Raw genomic sequence first — 20,368 nt, 5'->3', positions numbered from 1 at the left:
TTGGGGCGCGACCTCCCCAAGGGCGGAGCAAGCATGTCGACATTTGCCACCGCTGTTGGAGGGTTTCATGGCCGGATTCGAGTGGTAGGAAGGATCACGCGCGGCCGCATTGGCCGCGCAAACGCTACTGTCACGATTCCCCCTACAACCGTCATCATCGTCATGGTCGGCAGGCGAACTTGATTTTCGAAAATCTGGGGAATTTGCGCGCTCATCGGGCAAAGTCCGTCCGCTTTTAGGCTCAGAGCGCCGGATACCGGACGTAGGGCGTGCGTCGTCCGTACCCAGGAAATTGCGTTTCCAAGGAAAGGTTTCTGTGTCGCCACTGTGTTAAGATGGACGGGGTTTTTGGAAAATTATGTTGGCGCAGTCGGCGTCCGAGTCGTAGCGTCTCCTCCCTGGGTTCTTGGTGATGAATCAACCTATCCGTGCGCGACGTCCAGACAAGTTGCGCCAGCGCGCGCGAGCCACGCGTTCTCATGCATGGGTCGAACCGCTTGAGTCGCGACGTTTGCTTGCGGTGCTGAATCCGGTTGCTTTGGATTACGACACGGTATCGCCAGCCTGGTTTGCGTCCGTAGAGGATGAGCCCGGTAGCGGTGCGATCGCGTTGCAATCAGCAGCGCCGAAACACGAATGGATTGTCCGGCTTCGGCCCGAGGCGCTCAACACGGCAAGCGGTCCCGCTGGTGTGGCGCCGCTCTTGAACAACGCTCGCATCGGCCCTTGGTTTCTGGGGGTGCGCGGCCTTGGGTTGCCCGGACAGGTACTGGTGTCTTCGACTGCGAGCCAGGAGGAAATCGCGTCGGCGTTGCTGGCGAATCCTTGGGTCAGTTCTTATGGCCCGAACAGCGTGATTCAAGGCGCGCAAGTTCCTGACGACGTGCGCTTCGTCGATCAGGTCGGTCTCAACAACACCGGGCAAGCCACGCCGGGTCAGAATTCCGGACCCGACATCAATGCGCCGTCGGCTTGGGACATCACAGTCGGCAAGGAATCGGTCGTCGTGGCTGTGCTCGATACGGGCATTGCCTACGATCATCCGGATCTCTCTGCCAACATTTGGAGGAATGTCACGGAGTCGAACGGTCTGCCAAATGTTGACGATGACAACAACGGCTTCGTCGACGACATCCACGGTTACGACTTCGTCAACGACCGTCCCTGCAATGGCGATCCTAAAAGCCCCACATGTGATGACCACGATCCCTACGACGATCATGGGCACGGCACGCACGTGGCCGGAACCATCGGCGCCGTGGGGGACAACGGCATTGGCGTCACTGGCGTGGCGTGGAAAACTTCATTGATGTCGCTCAAGGTCCTCGACGCGAACAACCGGGGCGTCACGTCGGACGCCATTCGGGCGATCAACTACGCTGAGGATATGCGGCAGCGCGGGACGCCAATTCGCGTCCTGAACGCCAGCTTCGGCAGTTATGGTCCGCAAGTCGATCTGGAGAATGCGATTGAGCGTGCAGGCGATGAGGGCATCCTGTTCGTCGCCGCGGCGGGCAACGGGCAGGACGGAATCTCCGGCGTCGACACCGACTCCAACGCCTTTTATCCCGCCAGTTACGAGTTGGACAACATCCTCTCCGTCGCGGCCGTCGACAGTGCCGATCAACTTGCGAAGTTCAGCAACTATGGACCTACGTCGGTCGATCTCGCCGCGCCGGGCATCGGCGTCCTGAGCACTTGGGCCGGGGACTGCGTACAGGTTTCCTGCTACAAGACGAGCAACGGCACCAGCATGGCCGCGCCGCACGTGAGCGGCGTGGCGGCGCTCATCTGGAGTCATTTTGAGCAGGCCACGGTCAAGGAAGTGCGGGACGCGATCCTTGAGGGGGTCGATCACGTGCCCGGCTTGCAAGGCGTCGTGGCCAGCGCCGGCCGGTTGAACGCGTACAAAGCGTTGAAAACAGATACGATCGCGCCCCGCGCGTTGACGACGCCTATTGCGACGATCACGGAAGCGCACGGTATGTCGCTGCAGATCAGAGTCACTTACTTCGACAACGACTTGATTGATCGCGATCGGCTGCCACTGTCGAAATTATCCGTCGTGCGGCTGGGGAACAGCTCTTGGACGAGCGAGGCGGCGCCGGTTTCGTACAGCACGGCGAACGACGCCAAATCGATCGAGGTCACGTACATCCTGACGCCGCCGGGTGGTTCGTGGACGGCGGATGACAGCGCGCGGTATGACGTGCGCAGCTTGCCGGACAACGTGTTCGATGTCGTCGGGAACTCGGTCGCCGGCGGCAGCCTGGAAGGCTTTGATGTCGCGGTCGAAGAGGCGGGCGTGATTCGCGTGACAAGCCCGTTGGACGATCCCGCGACGGGCGTGACGCTGCGCGAGGCGATTCTCCAGGCCACCGATCGTGGCGCGCCGACGAAGATCATTCTGTCCGCGCTCAATTCCTTGGGACCGACGGTCTTTCAACTTTCGCGTCCTGGCCTCGAAGACGCCGCTCAGTTCGGCGATCTCGATATCACGACGGAGATCACTATCACAGGGGAAGGCTTCGCCGCGACGGTGATCGACGGTAACTCGATCGACCGCGTGTTCGACGTGCGTCCTGGCGGAAAACTGCGACTCGAAAAGCTGACCGTCCGGGGAGGGCAGACAGACGCCGAAGGGGGCGGCATTCGCAATCTGGGCGAACTTGAGTTGGACGGCGTCGTCGTGCGCGATAACGAAGCGGAGCTTGGCGGCGGCCTCTACAACGGCGATGGTGCGCGGGCCGACGCGCGCGCAACCTCGTTCGTGGCAAACACGGCGAACGAGGGCGGCGGCGTATACAACGCGGCGGCAGCGAACGGCACGCGACCGGCGCTCGATTCGTTGCAGACCGTCGGCGGCGAAGTCCTGGTGAACACGCCGCACGCGTCGCAACAACAACTGCCGGTCGTGGCAATGGATGACGCCAACAACAGTCTGGTCGTCTGGGAAAGTTTCGATGGTGGCGACTCCGGGCGAATCTACGCGCGCCGATTCGACGCTGCCGGCAATCCCGGGCCGCAGTTACTCGTCAACATCAGCGGTCCGCAACGCGTGCATCCGACCGTGGCGATGAACAAGTCGGGCGAGGGCGTGATTGCCTGGCAGGGTTACCTCGCCGACGACGCAGGCTGGGGCATTCACGTTCGCCGCGTGAACGCGAACGGCATGCTCGACGAGACGGAGGTCGTTCCCTATCCCGCAGCGGCCGGACATCAAACGGCGCCGAGCGTGTCGATCGACGATGACGGCGAAATCCTCGTCGTCTGGAACGGCATGGGCGCTGGTGACAATGACGGCGTGTTCGCGCGGTTTTACCTGAGCGGCGAGCAAGTCCGTGATCGCAGGGTAAATTCGGTTACTGCCGGGCAACAAACGGGCGGTCTCGCGGCGATCGACGCGGATAGCAGGTCGCTGGTAGTTTGGTCCACCGAAGAGGTGGATGGTCGATTCTCGCTGCGCGGCCAACTCTTTGACGCCTCCGCGCAGCCGCTCGGCACGGAACTGGTGATTGCCAGCGCTGCCCAAGCGTCGTTGTTGGCGACGAGCCTGGTCGCCACGCGCGACGGCTACGCCGTGGCGTGGAGCCGCATCAGCGATGGCGGTGCGACAGAGCAACTGGAATATCGGTTGTTGAATTCCTCGGGACAACCGATTGCCGGCGTCGTTCCATTGAGCACCACTTCGACTGGTCTCGAACGTGGAGCAGCCTTGGCGGCGTTGGCCGACGGCGGCCTGATCGCCACGTTCGCCAGCTTGGGACGAGACGGCGAAGGGTGGGGCGTGTACGCGCGACAGTTCGACGATCAAGGCCATCCGCGCAGCGCCGAGTTCCGCGTGAACTCGACGACCAGTGGCAGCCAGCTCAATCCGCGCGTCGCCGCCAATTCGGTGAATCAGGTCACGATCGTCTGGAACGGCAAAGGAGCCGGCGATCTCGGGGGAATCTTCCTGCAGCGCTACGAGGCGAGCTATGACGAGGATTCGGTGCTCGCCGCCGCGACGCTCGTGCTGGAAAACGTGACCGTCTCGAACAACGATGCCACGGCGAACGGCGCGGGCGTATTTAGCGCGGCCGAGGCCGTCACGGCGATGGTTCACGCCACGATCGCGCAGAACAATTCCGATGCCGGGAGCGCCGGCATCTATGGCGAAGCGGGCGGAACGCTGGCTATCAAGAGCAGCTTGATTGCCGGAAACCGCACGGGCGTTACTCCTATCGATCTCGGCGGCGTATTGGCCAGTCTCGGGTACAACCTGGTCGGTGCTTCGAACGGCGCGACGGGATTTGGACGGGCAACGGATCAAGTGAACTCACAGGCCGCTGCGGGGCTGGTCGGCTTGCCGTCCGACGGCACGCCGCTGGTACATCAACTATTGCCAAATAGCCTCGCGATCGATGCCGCCGATCCCGCGCGCTCGCCGGCATTTGATCAACTCGGCGCACCACGTCCCCAGGACGGCGACGGAAACGGCGTCATGACGGCGGACGTCGGCGCCGTGGAACGCTACCAGGCCGAACTGCGCGGCGTGCGGTTTCAAGATCAGGACGGCGACGGAATTCGCGACGCCAACGAGCCGCCCCTGGCCGGGTTGGTCGTGTATCTCGACAAGGATCGTGACGGCAAGCGCGATAGCGATGAGACATTCGTCGTCACGGATGCGGATGGCGTGTATGCGTTCGAGGATTTGCCGCCAGGCGTGCACTACGTGGCGACGGAATCGCAGCCGGGTTGGAAACGCACCTCGCCCAGTTGGTTGACGGCTGCCGGAACTTCGGCTTTGGAAGCCAACGTGTCAATCGCCGATCTGGTGGCCGTCGATGTGGACGCGGACACTTATCTCGACTTGGTGGCGCTCGAGTCAAATCCGGACGCCACGTCCGACCGGCTGATCATTCTGAAGAACAACGGTCAGGGGAATTTCGCCGCACCGGTTTATGTTTCCACTGGCGTCCCATGGGCCGCCGGCACGCTCGCGCACGGCGATGTCGATCGCGACGGCGACGTTGATTTCATCGTGGCGCATACCGCGTCGGCGGGCAATCTGACCTTGTTGCGCAATCGCGGCGACGGGACGTTCGCCGCTCCGGAACATGTCATCGACACCGCGAACTTCCCCAGTGCGCCGCTGCTCGTGGACGTGAGCGGCGATCAATTTGTCGATCTCGTCTGGCTGGAGCCGAACGCGGGCTCCGATGGCGGAAGACTGCGCGTGGCGCTCAACAATCGTGCGGGCGTTTTTCCAACGTCGCAATCTTTTGACGTGAGCGGACTGGCGGAAGCGATCGTGGCGGGAAATTTCAATCCGAATCAGTCAGGGAGCGCGACCGTCGACCTGATCGTGGGGACGGACCTGTTGTTGAACCTCGGCGGCGGTCAATTCGACGCCTCGCAGTCGACTAACCTGGTCAACGCGGTCACGCCTTATCAGTCCGCCGACATGGACGGCGATGGCGACTTGGATTTGATCGGCCTACGCCGCGCCGCGCGGGAGTTCGGCGTGCTAGTGAACCGTGGCGATGGCGTCTTTCAAGCGACCGCGGAAGCGACGCTTGAACTGCCGGGCCTGCCACAAGACGTTGCGCTCGCTGATTGGGACCGCGACGGCGATCTCGACGCGGCCGTGGCGCTCGATGATTTGAGGCGCGTCGAGACCCTGCTCAACGACGGCCACGGCAAGTTCACCATCGAAGGGACATCGCGACTTTCGCCGGCGGGCGCTCCGGCCAGTCTCGCCGTGGGCGACTTGAACTCGGATGGTTTTGCGGATCTGAACGTAGCCGTCGCCGAGGAACCCGGCGTACATCCGTTTGTCAACTCGCGCGGACAGCACCGCGCGGACCTGTACGCCGGCGAGTCGGCGTCTGGTTTCGATTTCGGCGAGTTGCCGTTGCGGGCGGAAATCCGCGGACGCGTGTTTCACGACCTCGATCAGAACGGCATCTTCGCCGCGGGCGTGGAGCCGCCATTGTCCGGCCGCGAGGTCTATCTCGATCTGAACGGCAACGGCGTGCTGGATCGCTTTCCGATCGATTCGCAAGGTACGCGCGAGCCGATTGCCATCACAGATCCGGCCGGCAACTACGTGCTGACAAACATTCAGCCGTTCCTGCCGTTCAAGGTGCGCGTGGCGGAGTTGAGCGGCTGGCTCCAGACGTCGCCGCGCGCGGATCAGGCGGAGTCGGAATACGTCGTCGAGTTGGACGCCGCCGAGGCCGCCGTCGGTCGCGACTTCGGCCTCTATCAGTTCAGCAACTACGGCGTCAGCGTCAAAGGGCGGATTACCGGCAGGTACTATCGCGACGCCAACGGCGACGGCGTCCACAATGACGGTGAATTGCCGATGCCGTTTGCCGACGTGTACCTCGACAGAGATCACTCCGGCCACAAGAGCGACGGCGACGAGATTGACCAGACGAATAGCGCCGGCGTGTACGAGTTCAACAATCTTGGCGGCGGCGTGTATGCGGTCAGGGCCGTGACGCCCGACGATCAGGCGACTACCGCGCCGCTGGGGAACAAGTTCACCGAATCGGTCACGCCCGTGGGCGACGCCCCGCAGGAGGTGGCGCTCTTCGACTACGATGGCGACAACGATCAGGACGTCGCCACGGCCAATGCGCTGTCGAACGACGTGACGATCGTCCGTAACAACGGCGGCGTACTGGAGCGGCTGGGCGCCATTTCCGCGGCGAGTACTTTGGCGAGCGGCCCCTCGTCGATCGTGACCGCGCAACTCGACGGCGCGCACGGGCTCGATATCGCCGTGACGAATCAGTTTGGCAGTACGATCACGGTGTTCTTGAGCGACGGTCACGGTTGGTTTGTCTTGGGCGGCGTGTACGCGGCTGGGTTTGCGCCGACTGCGATCACGGCCGGCGACTGGGACCAGGACGGCCGAACGGACCTGGCCGTGGTGAACGAGTCCGAAGGAAACTTGCGCGTGCTGCGAAACTCCGGCGGCGGCGTGTTTCCGGACTCGCCGCCGTTTCGGCAAATCATTGCGGTGGGTCAATCGCCCCGAGCGATTGCGTCAGCGCAATTGAATGGGGATGATGACGACTATCCCGAGCTGCTGGTCGCCAATTTCGGTTCGAACAACGTCACGGTCTTGCGCAATGTGGCGGGCGAGTTCCAAGTCGCGTCGACCGTTGCGACCGGCCGAGGACCGACGTCGGTGTCGCTCGCCGATCTGAATGACGACGGCCACCGCGACCTGGTGACCGCGAACGTTTTCGATAGCAGCGTGACGGTGCGGTGGAACGACACTCAGGGCAACTTTACGACGCGGCAGGACTTCGATTTGGCCGCCTCGCCAATGTCGCTCGCGGTCGCGGACATTGACCGCGACAACGACAACGACCTGCTGGTGACCACGAAGGTCGGCGGCGGTGCGGTGCGCGGCCTCAGCGTGTTGCGCAATTTACGACGGCAAGGGACCGTCGGTTTCGCCGCGGTGCAACCGTACAACGTCGGCGTCGCGCGGTTTGGCGCGTCGGAACATCTCAGCGTGGCCGCCGGCGACTTGAACAATGATGGCCTACCGGACGTGGTCGTATCGAGCGGCTGGTCGAACCGCGTGGCGTTGCTCACCAATGCAAAAGTCAATGGCGCTCATTACGTGGAGTTGACCGGCAACGAGAATCAAGTGTTGCCGTTGCTTGATATCGGAGTGCGCTCCGTGCTCCATCCGCCGACGTTGAATGAGATTCCGCCGCAAGTGGTCGACGAAGACGCCTTGGAAACGAAGATTGTACTGTCTGACATCACCGCAGGCGGCGGCGAAGTGCAGCCGCTCAAGATTGAAGTGTCCTCCGACAATCCCGCTTTGTTCCTGGCGCTCGTGCGCGATTACAACATCATCACCAAGGCCGGCGCCGTGCGATTCACGCCCGCGGCGAACAAGTGGGGCGCGGCGCGCGTCACCGTCACCGTTACCGACGGCGGCGCTGATTTGAACTTGCTGTCGCCGGCCGACAACGGCGTCTTCACGCGGACCTTCACCGTCACCGTTCGGCCGGTCAACGACAAGCCGTCGCTGCTGTTCGGCAGCGACACGCTGATTTTTGCCGAAGACGCTCCCGCGAACGCAACGATGAATCTCGACTTCGCGGAGTTGGAATCCTATGGCGACGGCGAGGACGATACGCCGCAACCACCGTTGAGCTATCTCGTCGACGGCTACGACCCGTCGTTGTTCGCCGTGCCGCCAACTATCGACGGTCTGGGCCGATTGAGCTTCCGACTTGCCCCGGACGCTTTTGGCGAGACCGGCGTACGGGTGCGCCTCCGAGACGGCGGCGGCACGGAACGCGGCGGACAGGATACGTCGGATCCGCAAACCTTCCGGCTGATCGTCAACGCGGTGAACGACGCGCCGAGTTTTGTCCTCGGGCCGGACGTCACCGACGCCCAGGAGGACGGCGGGCCGCAGGTTTACGCCGGCCGGATCACAAGTATTTCACCAGGGGCGGAGAATGAGCGGGCGAGTCAAACCGTGGAATTCGTCGTTGAGAACGACAATCCCGGACTGTTCACGGCGCTCGGTCGGCCGCAGATCGACGCCGTCGGCACGATTCGATTTCGCGCGGCGCCCAACGCCAACGGGATTGCCAATCTGTCGATCGTGGCGCGCGACAGCTTGGGGGCCGTGTCCGCCGCGAAGTCATATCGCATCGTGGTGAATGCGGTCAACGATCCGCCTTCGTTCACGCGCGGCGAAAACGTCGTGGTGCCGAAGAACTCCGGCGCGCACATCATTCCGAACTGGGCGACCAACGTCAGCGTGGGACCGGACGACGAAAAGCTGACGCAGAACGTCTTCTTCTATCCGACTTATGATACGCATACGGCGATCTTCGCGGGCGTCGCCGGACGGCCGCAGGTGAGCGCCGACGGGACGCTTCGATTCACGCTCGCCGACGATGCGCTGGGATCGTCCACCGTCACCCTGGTGCTGTTCGATACCGCCGGCGCGTTTGCAAATCCTGTTAGTTTTACCGTCACGGTCGCGCCCCGCCTCGTCGGCGATACCAATGAGGACGGCCGCGTCGATATCACTGACTTGAACAATGTTCGCAACAACTTCGGCGGTGAAGGACTTGGGGACGCCGATGGCGACAACGACGTCGACATCAGCGATCTGAACGCCGTGCGCAATCAGTTCGGTGCTACGCCCGCTGGCGCACCTAGCGCGATGACGCGGCACACGCCAACGCAACATACAGAGCAACGCCAACGCGCGGCCGATCTGCTCTTTCAGAATTGGCAAGCCGCCGCGGTAACGCCGATTCGCCCTGCCAAGCCGCGTCGCTAGCGGGAGCTCATCACGGCCTTGCGTCGCTGGGTTCCACGCGGCTGACCGGCGTCGTCGAGCAACAACCGTGGAGGCAGCTCGTTGTTCGTCCAACGGGCGAAGACAGCGTCCAGCGCTGTCAAGGATCGACTGACCGAGTGCTCGTCGATGCGCGGCGCGATGGTGCTTTCGTGATTCGACTGCGGCGCCGGGGCGCTGACGCCGAACTGGTTGCGCACTTGATTGAGATCGTTCACATTGACGACGCCGTCGAAGGGATAGACGTCTCCCGGGACGCGCGGGCCGCCAGGCACGCCGGTGCCGAAAAAGTTGCGGACGGCGTTGAGGTCCGCCACGTTCACGACGCAATCGGCGTTGGTATCGCCGGAAACTCCGCAGATGATTTGAACGGTGGTCGTTCCAGTCGCCAATTCATCCATTTCATCTGAGACTGTGACGGAGATGACGTAAGCTGTTGGGAGTGGATAGCGATAGGTGGCGACGAAGTTTCGTGCGCCAATTGGCAACGGAATCGACTGTGGTGATGAATCGTCGCCCCAAAACACGTCGACAATATGTCGGTCGTCAAGACCGGCGTCGGTGAAAGTCCCACTCAATTGCACCAACCCGTCCACGGCCACAACGTTTACGGCCAATGTTAGCACCACATTCGCCGGTGATGCGTTTTCGACATTCACGCGCCGCGTCGTTTGCACGACTCCGCCGTCGTCGTCGTGGACGCGCAACCGAATTTCGACATCGTTTCGATTATTGCGGTACACATGCGCGGCGGTGAATTGGCGCGCCACAACTGCAGCGGCGGGCAATTTCACTAGACCTTGGCCGTCGTCCCAATCGACGTAGACGTCATGTACATCGCCCGTTCCAGCGTCCAAGAAGCTACCTACGACCGTCAACGTTTCGCCCTCTCTCGCATCGCTGAGTTGAACCGCCAGAGAAAACGGAGCCAGGTTCGCAACCGTTTGGGACGTCTCAGCCGGATCGCTCATTCCTTCGTCATCATCGATCACGCGGGCGGTGATCCGAAAGGAGTCGGCGAGATTGTCGTCAACGTACACGTGCTTGAAGGAAAACCATTGTAACCCGGCTGGAATTGATAGCGTTTCGATCGTCCCGTCGCCCCAGTCGATCCGCAGTTGGTGTTCGTCGCGAAATCCCGGGTCGACGAACGTGCCGGTCACCATGGCTTCGCCGCCTTCGTCGATCGCGGCGCCGGTCACGAGCACGAGTTGGCTGGGCGCGGTGTTCGACAAACTCAGCGTCGCACTGTCGACGGACACGCCTCCCAGTGGATCGGTGACGCGCACGAAGATCGCATATTGGCCGTCGTCGACGACGCCCAGGCTGGAAAGCGTGTTCCAAGTGACTGTCGCCAATGCATCGGCGGCGACCAGGTCGTCGAAGGCGCCGTCGCCGTCGAGATCCCAATCGTAGCGCAGTTGCGCGGCGTGACCGGCATCGACATCGGCGCTCCCCGCGGCGTTGAGTTGGAGCGGCTGCCCCTCGGCGATGGCGTACGATCCTCCGGCGTCGGCGGCGGGGGGCGAATTCACGAAACCGACGAAGCGCTGGGCGAAGAGGCCCGGGGTCGGCGATTCTTCCGCATGCCAGCCCAGAACGAAATTGCCTTGGCTGTCCATGGCCAACTGCGGCAAGGTCTGCTGCGTGGGCGTTCCAACATCGGCAATCGCCAACTCGTCGCTCTGCGCCGTGCCATTCCAGGCATAGCGACGATATTTGATATCGTTCAATTGCGGCGAGTGGTTGCTCTGCCAGGTCACGACAAAATCGCCATCCGCGTCCATCGCCACCACGGGGCGCTGCTGTGGACCGGCCGTTTGCTGATTGACCCTGAATCGAGGGCCGACAGCAAATTCATAGCTGAGCGCGCCGTTTAAGCGGGACGCGTATCGCTGGGCGTAAATGTCCTCAGCGCCCAACGCGACCGATTGCCAGGCGATCACGAAGTTGCCGCTAGAATCCATCGCCACGGTTGATCTGCGCTGTTCTCCCGCCACATCATCGCGATGCACGAGGAATTCGCTGCCGACGAGCGTTCCCTCGGCCGCTGAGAAACGGCGGGCGTAGACACCATCGCTGACGGGGATCGAACCGTCTTGTCGACGGCTGGTCCAAGTCAAAACGAAGTCGCCGTACGCATCCATCGCCACGTGCGGGAAACGCTGCGTGTCCTCCTCTTCAAAGTTGGCTCGCGTCTCGATTCCGCTTCGCGAACCGTTGGCGTTAAATCTCTGGAAGTGAATATCGACTCCGCCGCCGCCTGGATGTGCGCTCGTTTCCCAAGCCACGACGAACTCGCCCGTGGGGCTCATGCCAATGGTTGGCCGCTGTTGCACAAACGGCGACGTCACGCCGCTGTCGGAGACGTTGACGCGCAGCTCGGCGCCCAACGGATTGCCCGCGGAGTCAAAGCGCCGCAGGTAAATGTCTTCATTGTCCGCGTCCTGTTCACCGAGTTCGTTGATGCTCGTCCAGACCACGGCGAAATTGCCGTCATGGTCCATCGCGACGGTCGGCTGTTTCTGGTCGCCGGCAAGCAAACTGTTTACAGCGATCTCCGGGCCGACAGCGTTGCCGTTGACGTCGTACCGCTGTGCTCGGATATCAAGGCCTTGCCCCGCAGCAGGCCAGACGAGGATGAAATTGCCTGCCGCGTCCCGCGCGATGGCGCCCGGCACGCCGTCGTCGATCAACAGGTCTCCCGTTGCGATCGACAGTTGAGGGCCCTTGGCTTCCGGAGTCGTGATCGTAAAACGCCGGGTAAACGCGTCTCCGCCGACGGCGTCGTAGTCGCCGTCCAGCATTTTTCCGGAGAGATCGCGAAGCGTGGGCAAGGCGATCAACTCGTAGTCGCCGTCCGGCAGCGGTGTCTGGAAATCGAGCGTCGCTTCGTGGCGATTCGCCGCGCCGTTGAACACGTACGTCGCCGCGGCCAGTCGCTCGCTTTCGTCCACGCCATTGCGCAGCAGACGCCACTGCTGGCGGGCCCCGCCCGGCGATAGATCGATCGCTTCGCTGAACGTCACGACCATCCGCTCGGGATGTTGCACGAGCACCTCGCGTTCGCGCATGGCATGCTCGTCCCCTCCCACGAAGACATTGCCGACGATGGGCGGCGATCTGTCCGCGCCACGCTCGAACCGCCGGGCATAGATGCCGAATTCGTTGCCTTCGTCTTGGCCCAAGCTCGACCAGGCCACCAGAAAGTCGCCGTCGGCGTCCGTGGCGATCGCGGGGAATTGTTGCTGTCCCGCCGTGGTAACGTTGACGAGCGTTTCGCCGCCGACCGCGTTCCCGCTCGCGTCATACGGCTGAAGGAACGCGCCGAACGTGTTGTTTCCGGGCTCCTCGAAATTCTTTCCGGCCCAAGTCACGACCGAGTCGCCGGCCGGCGTCACGACGACGGCGGGGTTGCGATGTTCTGGCTCTGGCGAAGTATTAACGCGCGTGTCGTCGCTAAGCGGCGTGCCGTCCAGCGCGAAGCGGCGCATGAAGACGTGCCGCGGTTCGATCACGCCGGCGACCGTGGACTGGTTGTGCCAGGTAACGATGACCTCGCCTGCGGCCGTGATCGCTACGCCGGAGCGAATTTGTTGGTTCTCCGTGCGCTGGTGGACGCGAAATTCGCTGCTTCGCGGCGTGCCGTCCGCTGCGAAGTTACGGCCATAGACGTCGTCCGTCCCAGCGGCTTGGCTCCGCCGCCAGACGACCGCGTAGTCACCGCGTCCGTTGACCGCCACGTGCGGCTCTGTAACAAAATCGGTCGAGGGTTCGTTGATCTGAAATTCGTCCCCTAAGGGCACGCCATCCATGTCGTACCTGCGCCCCATGATTTGACAGGGACAGATTTGTAGCTCGGACGGTCGCTCGGCCCAGGCGACGATAAAGTTGCCTTGCGCATCTGTGGCTATTGTCGAAAGTCGTTGATAGCCCGCGGACTCTTGATTCACGCGAAATTCGCCGCCGCGCGGCACGCCAGCGGCGTTGAAGCGACGCGCGTAAACGCCATAGTCCGAACCGTCTTGCCCCTTGCTGCTCCAGGTCACGACGAAATCGCCATCGGCGTCCATTGCGATCGACGCGTTCATCTGGTTGTTCGTCGTGTACAGACTGACTTGAAACTCGTCGCCGGCCGCCGTGCCGTCGGCGGCGTAACGCTGGGCATGGATACTGCGGTCGCTGCCGTCCTGCGAATCGCTCACCCACACGACCACAGCGTCACCATCGGCGTCCATCGCCACGTTTTGGGCGTTAAACGGATCGAACTGCTGGTTGCCCGCAGTGAAGGTGTTCACCCGAAACTCGGGCCCGGCCAAATATCCCGGCGGCGCGCCGCTCAGCAGCGCGCGCGATTCCAACGACTCCAAACGCAGGGCTCGTTTCTCGAGTCCTCGGGAGACGACGCGGCGCAAGGGTCGTCGTTTCATGGTTCGTGGGTCGCGAGTTGCTTGACGAGGAGCGATTTCCGCCGGCGATTAGTATAGTTGCCGGCAACGGCCAAAGCACGCCTTTGACGGCCGCAGAGTTTTCCCAGACGGAATTCGCGGTATTCCGCGCGGGGCGCGAAAGTGCGGCTCCCGCCCGCTCCGATGGGTAACGATCAGGAGCCCTTGCCGCTATGGATCAAGAAACCCAGCCGCCGCCGCTCAAGGCCGTGGTGATCTTTGTCGTGCTCGTAGTCGCGATCGTCGCGGCCCTGACGTTCAAGCGCAAGCCGGAAAGCTCGGCCGAGAACGGCGTTGCGCCGCAGCGCATCACGGTGAAGAAGCCGCCGATGACCGAGGGGCCAGGCACGCATCTCTTGGGCAAGATCAACCGCGCGCCCTCCGTTGACGTTGTATCGGAACAGCGCGGGCCGGTGGACCTGGTTGCGCCGCCTCCCGCGTTAGCCAAGTCCTTTCCGCAAGAGCCGCTGAGCGACGTGTCCGCCGGCACGTCTAGCGCATGGAGAGACGAGACCGATTCGTCGGCAGGCGCGGGACAGCGCAAGCACCGCGTCATGGATGGGGACACCTTGGCGTCCCTAGCGGATCGGTACTTGGGAGATCCCGCCCGGGCGGGCGAGTTCTTGAAGGCCAACCGAGCGTTGATCTCGAATCCAGAGCTATTGCCGATTGGCGTCGAACTCGTCATTCCGGCGCGCAGCGAGTCGCCTTCCGACGACGATGAAGAACTTGCGCCGGTGGCCCCGAGCAACTCGACCGGTCGATAGGCGAAAGCGACCGGGGTCGCCTGGTTCAAACGAGCCAGGACAAAAACGCCAGCACGATGAAGATGCCGACCAGGAAACCGCCGAACGTGACGGCGCTTTTCCAGGCCCCGCGCATGATTTCTTCCGTCGATTCGCAGCGCGTAGCGGAATAGACCAGGCTGACTGAGACCAACAGCGGCACGACGTGCATCAAATGCACGGGGCCGATCGCCAGCAATAGTCCGCTTGTCATTGCTTAACTCCCCGTGCCTGGTTCGGTCGACGTATTTCCCTCCGCGGCTTTGCGCTTGGCTTCGCGCTCGTCCGGCGGCATGAACATCGGTCCCTTGGCGGCATCGTAAATCGCCAGCACATTGAGCAGCCCGGCGATGATCGTAAACGTCGTTCCCAAGTCGAAATCGCGCCCGGGGTCGCCCTGCAGGCGATCCAATTCCGACATCCCTGGATTGCCGCGTTTGATGACGTCCGGCGGGGCCATCCAGCCGTTCCACAGCGGCGGCTGTTTGCGTTCGACGCGGAAATGCTGCACCAGCGCCGGCAACGCCGGCAAGCCCACGGCGGCCTGGCCCACGAACGAAAGGCGGTAGTAATCTTCCGCCCGCAGCGAGGCGTAGACGACCTGCGATCCGCCGATAAAGACGCCATAGGCGAAGGTGCCCAGGATGCACGTCAGGAAGATGATGCCTTTCGTGGTCCGACCCTGGTAGAGATGCCCCGCGCCAGGGATGAGCCAGGCCAAAAAACCGGCCACGAAGGGATCTCGTAAGTTGATCCGGCTGCCGTCCGGCGCGGTGACGATCACGGGATTCTTGGCCACGGGCAGGCAAACTCCTGAAACACAGCAAAGGCGGAAATCGACCTCATTCTAGGGGTCGACCGGGCAAACGCCAGAGCAGATCGAACCGCCCTCAGCCCTGCGTGGCGCTCGCGGCACAGTTCGCCCTGTGGGGAATTCGGGCGATCCGGGCAGGTCTTGCTCCGCAAATCGTATTTTCCAGCACACCATTCCTGGCGCAGACTGCGGCCCATGATTTCCGCACGCCTGCGGTTGCCGTGGCACGGACCGCGATTTAGAATTTGGGGCTTGGCAGTAGTTGAAGGCCCCCATCGTCTAGTGGCCTAGGACTCCGGGTTCTCAGTCCGGCAACGCGGGTTCGACTCCCGCTGGGGGTAGTTGTGGGCACCGGAGTTTGATTCGGGTGACCTCTTTTTGGCAGAAAATTCTCGCGGCTCGCGGTGCGAGTTGTGGTTGATAGAATGCGTGGGGAGAAGGGAGCCACCGCGAGGACTCCAACGGTGATTCAGCGGAAAAGTTGCGGATTCTCCGCTCCTCGCGTCCGCTGCATGTGACCGCTTAAGGCTTCTCCGCACGCACATCGAAGACGGCCGTTGCCTCCGGGCAACGGCCGTTTCGCTGCGCGGCGCTGGCGAAAAGTGTTGCCGACGGCTGAAACGCGCGGTACAACGAGCGTCCCTTAAGCAACTCTAGTTCACGTTCGCTTCTTATGTCGCGTGCGTGAACGCCGTTTGTAAAACGCGAGGAACGCACCATGACGCTGCAGCGTGTGCTGCTGCGCGTGGGGGACTTTTATTACTCCACGTACGAGCCGCACTTTTTGCCCCAGGCTGCGCCGAAGACGTTGGCCGCGTATCGCGAGGCGCTGACGTTGTGGCGGTCGCTGACGGAGGATCCTCCGATCGACGCTGTTTCCAACTTGACGATGGCGACGTTTCGAGCGGAGCTCGCGAAGCGCGCGTGGCGCGGAAAATCACTCTCGCCGGCGACGGTGAATAAGCACCTGGCGGCGATCGGCGCCATCCTTGCGAAAGCGGGGCCGGCAGGCCCGCGTAACCGTGACGCGTTGAGCTTGATAGCGCAAGTGCCTTGGGCGAAGCCGCTCAAGTTGCCGCGGCGACGGCCGCGGCCGTCGCCGCAGGAGCTCCTCGGGAAAATCTACGCCGCGTGCGGCGTGGCGGTCGCGCCGGCGATCGCTGGCGTGACCCCGGCGGCATGGTGGCGCGCGTGGATCGTCGTCGCGAGCCAGGTGGGCATTCGTCGGCAAGCGATGTTGTCGCTCGAATGGAGTGACCTCGATCTCGCGCGCCGCACGCTTCGCGTGCGCGCGGAGGAAGACAAGTGCGGCGTCGAGCGTTTGAAGCCGCTCAAGGAAGTCGTCGTGCGCCACCTGGTGGCGATTCGCTCGGCCGACGCGCGCGTGTTTGCCTGGCCGTACGCGACCTGGCGAACGCTCTATCGCGAGTGGCGAAGGATTCAAGCGGCCGCCGGCGTTCGCCGCGGCGAGTGGTACAAGCTGCACGCGTTGAAGGCGACCTGCGGAACGCAGGTGGCGCGCGTCGGCGGCGCCCATGCGGTGCGGGCGATGTTGGATCACTCGTCGATCGCGACGAGCGAGTTGTACGTGGACGCGACGGAGTGGTTGCGGGAGGCGGTGGAGCGTGCGCCGCATCCGGTGGAGTTCGATCAACTGTTTCAACGTCAGCAAGGAGGATGAAGCGATGGGAGCGCTTTGTTTGTCGACTTCGGACGTGGAGGCTTTGGTGCTCGATTCGAGCGACGGGCCGATCGTGCTGATCGCGAGTCGTGGGTGCCGCCGGCGGGCGGCGATCGAATGGAGGATCGTGGCGCCGCCGGCGGTGGGAGTCGTGCGCGGGAAGGCGATCGGGATGGTGGCCGTGAACGAGGCGATCGTGGAAGTGCAGGCGTTGCAGCGCGACGCCGGCGACGATTGTCTCTGTCGTCGGCGGGAGGGTTTGCGATGACGAGCGAAGACCTGTTGTTGCCGTGCCCGGGGGTGTTGATCGTTTACCAACGCGGGCCGGGCGGCGTGCCGACGCGCGTGGTGGCGCGCGTGGAGTTGAAGCGGCACCGCGCGGGGCAGTTGTTCGCCAACGTCGAGGTCGACGACGGATTGGACACGTGGGTCAGCGACGACGATGAGATCGGTCAGCGGCGATTGTTCGACGGCCGCGAGCCCATTGTGACCCGGAGGAGCGGCGATGGACCGAAGCCGGCGGCATGAGGCCGATTCGCCGGCGGCGCCCGCGGCCGCCGGCGATTGCTGGGGCGTGGTCAAGCGTTGGCCTCGTCTCAGCGGCGAAGCGAAGTTGGCCTGGCTGTATTTGTTTGACCTGGCCGGCGGTCGTTGCGCGAGCGTGTCGACGCATGCGTGCGACGTCGGCGGTGATCAGGGCGTCGGCGATCGCAGTGGGAGGCGGGCGCTCGAAACGCTCGCCGCGCATGGTTTGTTGCACGTGGTCGATCGACGCGACGGCGTGTGGAGTGTGTATCTCAACGAGCCGGCCGACGTCCGCGTCGGTCGTCGCGTTGCTCCACCCGACCAAGGCGAACTTTCGTTCGCCGATGAGTCACGATCGAGCGACGACGAGGCCGACGTGACGGCGGTTGTTGCGCAACAACCGCCGTCGCGCCTTGGTACCTTTCAGGAAAGAGATTTATCTCCACCTTCACCTTCACCTTTGCAGCGCGCAGAGGGTGAGGGTTCAAGGGAGGGCGGCGGTTTGTGCGCAACAACCGCCGTCGGCGACGTCGCCGGCGAGCTCGTCGATCGACTGCTGTCGCGCGGACCGAACGCGGAGCAGCACGAGACGGAGGTCGATCGCGGCGCGGATTGCTTCGACGATCGCGGGGCTCGACGCGAGTTGTGCGCGACGTTTTGCGCACGCGGTCGTGGAAGGCGTGGTGAGGCGTGGCCGCGGCGACGTGATCATCGCCGCCGCGGCTGTTGCTCTATGAGGTCGCGTATCGGTGAACACGCCTCGGCCGCATTCTAACGCGGCGGTCGCTGTTCGTCTGGGTTGAGACCGGCCAGGCGATCGGTTTCGCGCAGCAAGTGCTCGAGCCTGGCGACGATGTGAGGCGGGCAGTCTTTTCGGATGTGCTGCATCATTTCGTCGCGCAACAGCAGCGCGTCGCGCAGCAGCATGAGTTCGATCGGCTGCACAACCAGGCTGGGGTTGATCTCGCGCGGCGGCGGTGCTTTCTTGGGCCGGCCAGGTCCGCCGGCGTTGCCGTTTTCGAAGCGTCCGCGCGGATCGCTGCGATGGTCGAGTCGCTTTTGACCACGCGGAACGTACACGCCAAAGTCTGCATCAATCCGCTCGATAAGCTTCCCTTGAATCAACCGCCAAGACTCACGAAGTTGTTCCAGGGTCTCAAGGTCGATCGGCACGCCAATCGATTCCATTCGTGCCCCCGCGGCCATGTAGCGACCACGCAAGGTTGCTTGCGGCAGGTCAATCTCGGGCAGCATTGCGGTCAGCAGTTTGGTGAGTGCGTCCACGTCCGTTTGACAGTAGTCGAGTAAGGCCGCTTGCTCGGCGTCGGTGTAGTCGCCGCCGCGCATCGCCAACTCGCGCATCTCTTGCTTCTCCGCAGATGCGATGCCGTCGAGCCCGAAATGGACCAGCGCACCGAGTAGGCCACTACCGCATTCAGTCGGTAGGCCATTCGTGGCGTTACGAAACTCAACAAACAAATCGAGGATTCGCGCGGGCATTGGCCAGCCCAGTGAAAGAAAACAGCCAAGCTCTGCGCTGGCGTAGTAGGCGACGAACAGCGTCCCCTTGCCCGTCTCGAAGGGTGGCAGCCGCAACGATTGCAGGTCTGCACGCCACAGCCGCAATAAGCGACCGGTGCGGAATTCTCGCGCCACCAGGCAGAGCGGTTCAGGCCGCTCGCCGGTGGGCGCGGAGAATTCAAAGTCCGCCAACCAGATTTCTCTGAACGTGTCGATCATGCTTCGCCGCGCAGTTGCTTGAGTACCGGGTGATCCGGGCTGGCAATAAATCGCGACTGGAAACAAAGCTTGACGAGTTGCTGGAATGTCAGATCTGGCCACTCTGGCTCGGCCAGCTCCCCGGCGGCGATAAACACGTCGTAGAGCCCAGCTTGCATGTTCGCCGCGACTCGAACCCACTTCGTTTCCGCCGCGTGAGCCGCCGCCAACATCGAATCGTTCCAGGCGTTCGGGCGTCCGTCCGACGACGGCAGCTTGCACCGCCAGAGAAATGGATTTCCCTGCTTGGTAGTTGCCAAGAGCAACACGACAGGTTGCAGGAATTCTGCTACGTCGGCGTGTAAGCGAGGGTCGACGATGTAATCCTCGCGGTTGACACGATCTTCGAGGATCGCGGTTTGCAGCCGCCATTCATCGCCTGGCCGCACGCGGACAAACTCTTGTTTGTCGGGCTTGCGGCAACGGAGCGTGGTCAGAATCTTCTTGACTCCGAGCGCCTCGCCAAAGTTTTGCGAGAGTCGGAGCCGGTCTAGATCAAAGGGATCGGTCTCAATTCCAATCTGTGCTGGCTTGCCATTGGTTGTAGAGATGCTTTCGATCGAAGACTTGGACATAGTAAACCTCGGAGGTTGAAGTTGTCTAAGAAGTCTCCGCGGCCGAACGGAGTCAGCCGTGCACCGCTTGCCGGCTCAGCCAGAGTTGCAGGTCGGCCACCGGATAAAGCACGGTTTGCCGTTTGCCGCTTCCCACGCGAAGGCAGGGAATCGGGCCGCGTGGCGCAGATAGCCCCCAAAGCGTTCTGGCGCTCACGCCCAAAGCCTTCGCCGCCTCACGCGGTCGCAGGGCCAAGGATTCAACCGGTTGCGTTGCCATCGTCGTTCGCTCCATTTATCGCTCACCGCGGAGTGCGGTTTGCATGGTGCGAAGTTTCCTACAACGGCGCGATGACCCTTTGCGAAAAGACATTGGCCCGACAAATGTCGGACGGTAGCAAGCTGCTTTTATCGGCCACAAAATGTGGGGAAAAGTTTTGGT

12 protein-coding genes and 1 tRNA gene are annotated in these 20,368 nt (G+C 62.9%); 7 read left to right on the top strand and 6 right to left on the bottom strand.

What is annotated here, in order from left to right:
• Positions 1-520: 520 nt before the first annotated feature.
• On the top strand, positions 521-9,322 hold the full coding sequence (locus SGJ19_20445) for a S8 family serine peptidase (GenBank protein MDZ4782623.1): 8,802 nt from the start codon (positions 521-523) through the stop codon (positions 9,320-9,322).
• On the opposite strand, the gene SGJ19_20440 is transcribed toward SGJ19_20445, so the two are convergent.
• Entirely contained in the window at positions 9,319-13,770 is a 4,452-nt protein-coding gene (locus SGJ19_20440) for a hypothetical protein (GenBank protein MDZ4782622.1), read from the bottom strand. The genes SGJ19_20445 and SGJ19_20440 overlap by 4 nt on opposite strands.
• A gap of 191 nt (positions 13,771-13,961) precedes the next feature.
• Between SGJ19_20440 and SGJ19_20435 the strand changes: the two genes are divergently transcribed.
• Complete coding sequence (locus SGJ19_20435) at positions 13,962-14,555, top strand: LysM domain-containing protein (GenBank protein ID MDZ4782621.1); 594 nt, start codon at positions 13,962-13,964, stop codon at positions 14,553-14,555.
• A 25-nt stretch (positions 14,556-14,580) separates the two neighbouring features.
• Here SGJ19_20435 and SGJ19_20430 read toward each other — a convergent pair whose 3' ends face one another.
• Positions 14,581-14,787 carry a hypothetical protein gene (locus SGJ19_20430; GenBank protein ID MDZ4782620.1) on the bottom strand — a complete coding sequence of 69 codons (207 nt, stop codon included), beginning with the start codon at positions 14,785-14,787 and terminating at the stop codon, positions 14,581-14,583.
• Positions 14,788-14,790: 3 nt separating this feature from the next.
• Positions 14,791-15,372, bottom strand: a complete 582-nt coding sequence (locus SGJ19_20425; GenBank protein ID MDZ4782619.1) for a DUF6677 family protein — start codon at positions 15,370-15,372, stop codon at positions 14,791-14,793.
• 283 nt (positions 15,373-15,655) lie between these two features.
• On the opposite strand from SGJ19_20425, the gene SGJ19_20420 reads away from it, so the two are divergent.
• The 5 genes from SGJ19_20420 (at position 15,656) to SGJ19_20400 (ending at position 18,368) form a co-directional block, all read left to right on the top strand.
• A tRNA-Glu gene (locus SGJ19_20420) sits at positions 15,656-15,728 on the top strand.
• Positions 15,729-16,105: 377 nt separating this feature from the next.
• Positions 16,106-17,068 carry a site-specific integrase gene (locus tag SGJ19_20415; protein ID MDZ4782618.1) on the top strand — a complete coding sequence of 321 codons (963 nt, stop codon included), beginning with the start codon at positions 16,106-16,108 and terminating at the stop codon, positions 17,066-17,068.
• A gap of 4 nt (positions 17,069-17,072) precedes the next feature.
• On the top strand, positions 17,073-17,336 hold the full coding sequence (locus SGJ19_20410; protein ID MDZ4782617.1) for a hypothetical protein: 264 nt from the start codon (positions 17,073-17,075) through the stop codon (positions 17,334-17,336).
• Positions 17,333-17,596 (top strand): hypothetical protein, encoded by a 264-nt coding sequence (locus tag SGJ19_20405; protein ID MDZ4782616.1) that lies wholly within the window; start codon positions 17,333-17,335, stop codon positions 17,594-17,596. The genes SGJ19_20410 and SGJ19_20405 overlap by 4 nt, the downstream gene beginning before the upstream one ends.
• Entirely contained in the window at positions 17,574-18,368 is a 795-nt protein-coding gene (locus tag SGJ19_20400) for a hypothetical protein (GenBank protein MDZ4782615.1), read from the top strand. Before SGJ19_20405 ends, SGJ19_20400 begins: the two co-directional genes overlap by 23 nt.
• Here SGJ19_20400 and SGJ19_20395 read toward each other — a convergent pair.
• Genes SGJ19_20395 through SGJ19_20385 form a run of 3 tightly spaced genes read right to left on the bottom strand, consistent with a single transcriptional unit; the run spans position 18,365 to position 20,206 of the window.
• Entirely contained in the window at positions 18,365-19,333 is a 969-nt protein-coding gene (locus tag SGJ19_20395) for a hypothetical protein (protein MDZ4782614.1), read from the bottom strand. The two genes, SGJ19_20400 and SGJ19_20395, sit on opposite strands and share 4 nt — an antisense overlap.
• Positions 19,330-19,947, bottom strand: coding sequence for a hypothetical protein (locus SGJ19_20390; protein MDZ4782613.1), 618 nt, complete (start codon positions 19,945-19,947; stop codon positions 19,330-19,332). Before SGJ19_20390 ends, SGJ19_20395 begins: the two co-directional genes overlap by 4 nt.
• 52 nt (positions 19,948-19,999) lie before the next feature.
• On the bottom strand, positions 20,000-20,206 hold the full coding sequence (locus SGJ19_20385; protein ID MDZ4782612.1) for a hypothetical protein: 207 nt from the start codon (positions 20,204-20,206) through the stop codon (positions 20,000-20,002).
• Positions 20,207-20,368 lie beyond the last annotated feature (162 nt).

It is taken from the genome of Planctomycetia bacterium, assembly GCA_034440135.1.
GTDB lineage: Bacteria > Planctomycetota > Planctomycetia > Pirellulales > JALHLM01 > JALHLM01.
Note: the sequence above shows the minus strand (reverse complement) of the source record. Positions and strands in the feature narration are given on the sequence as shown.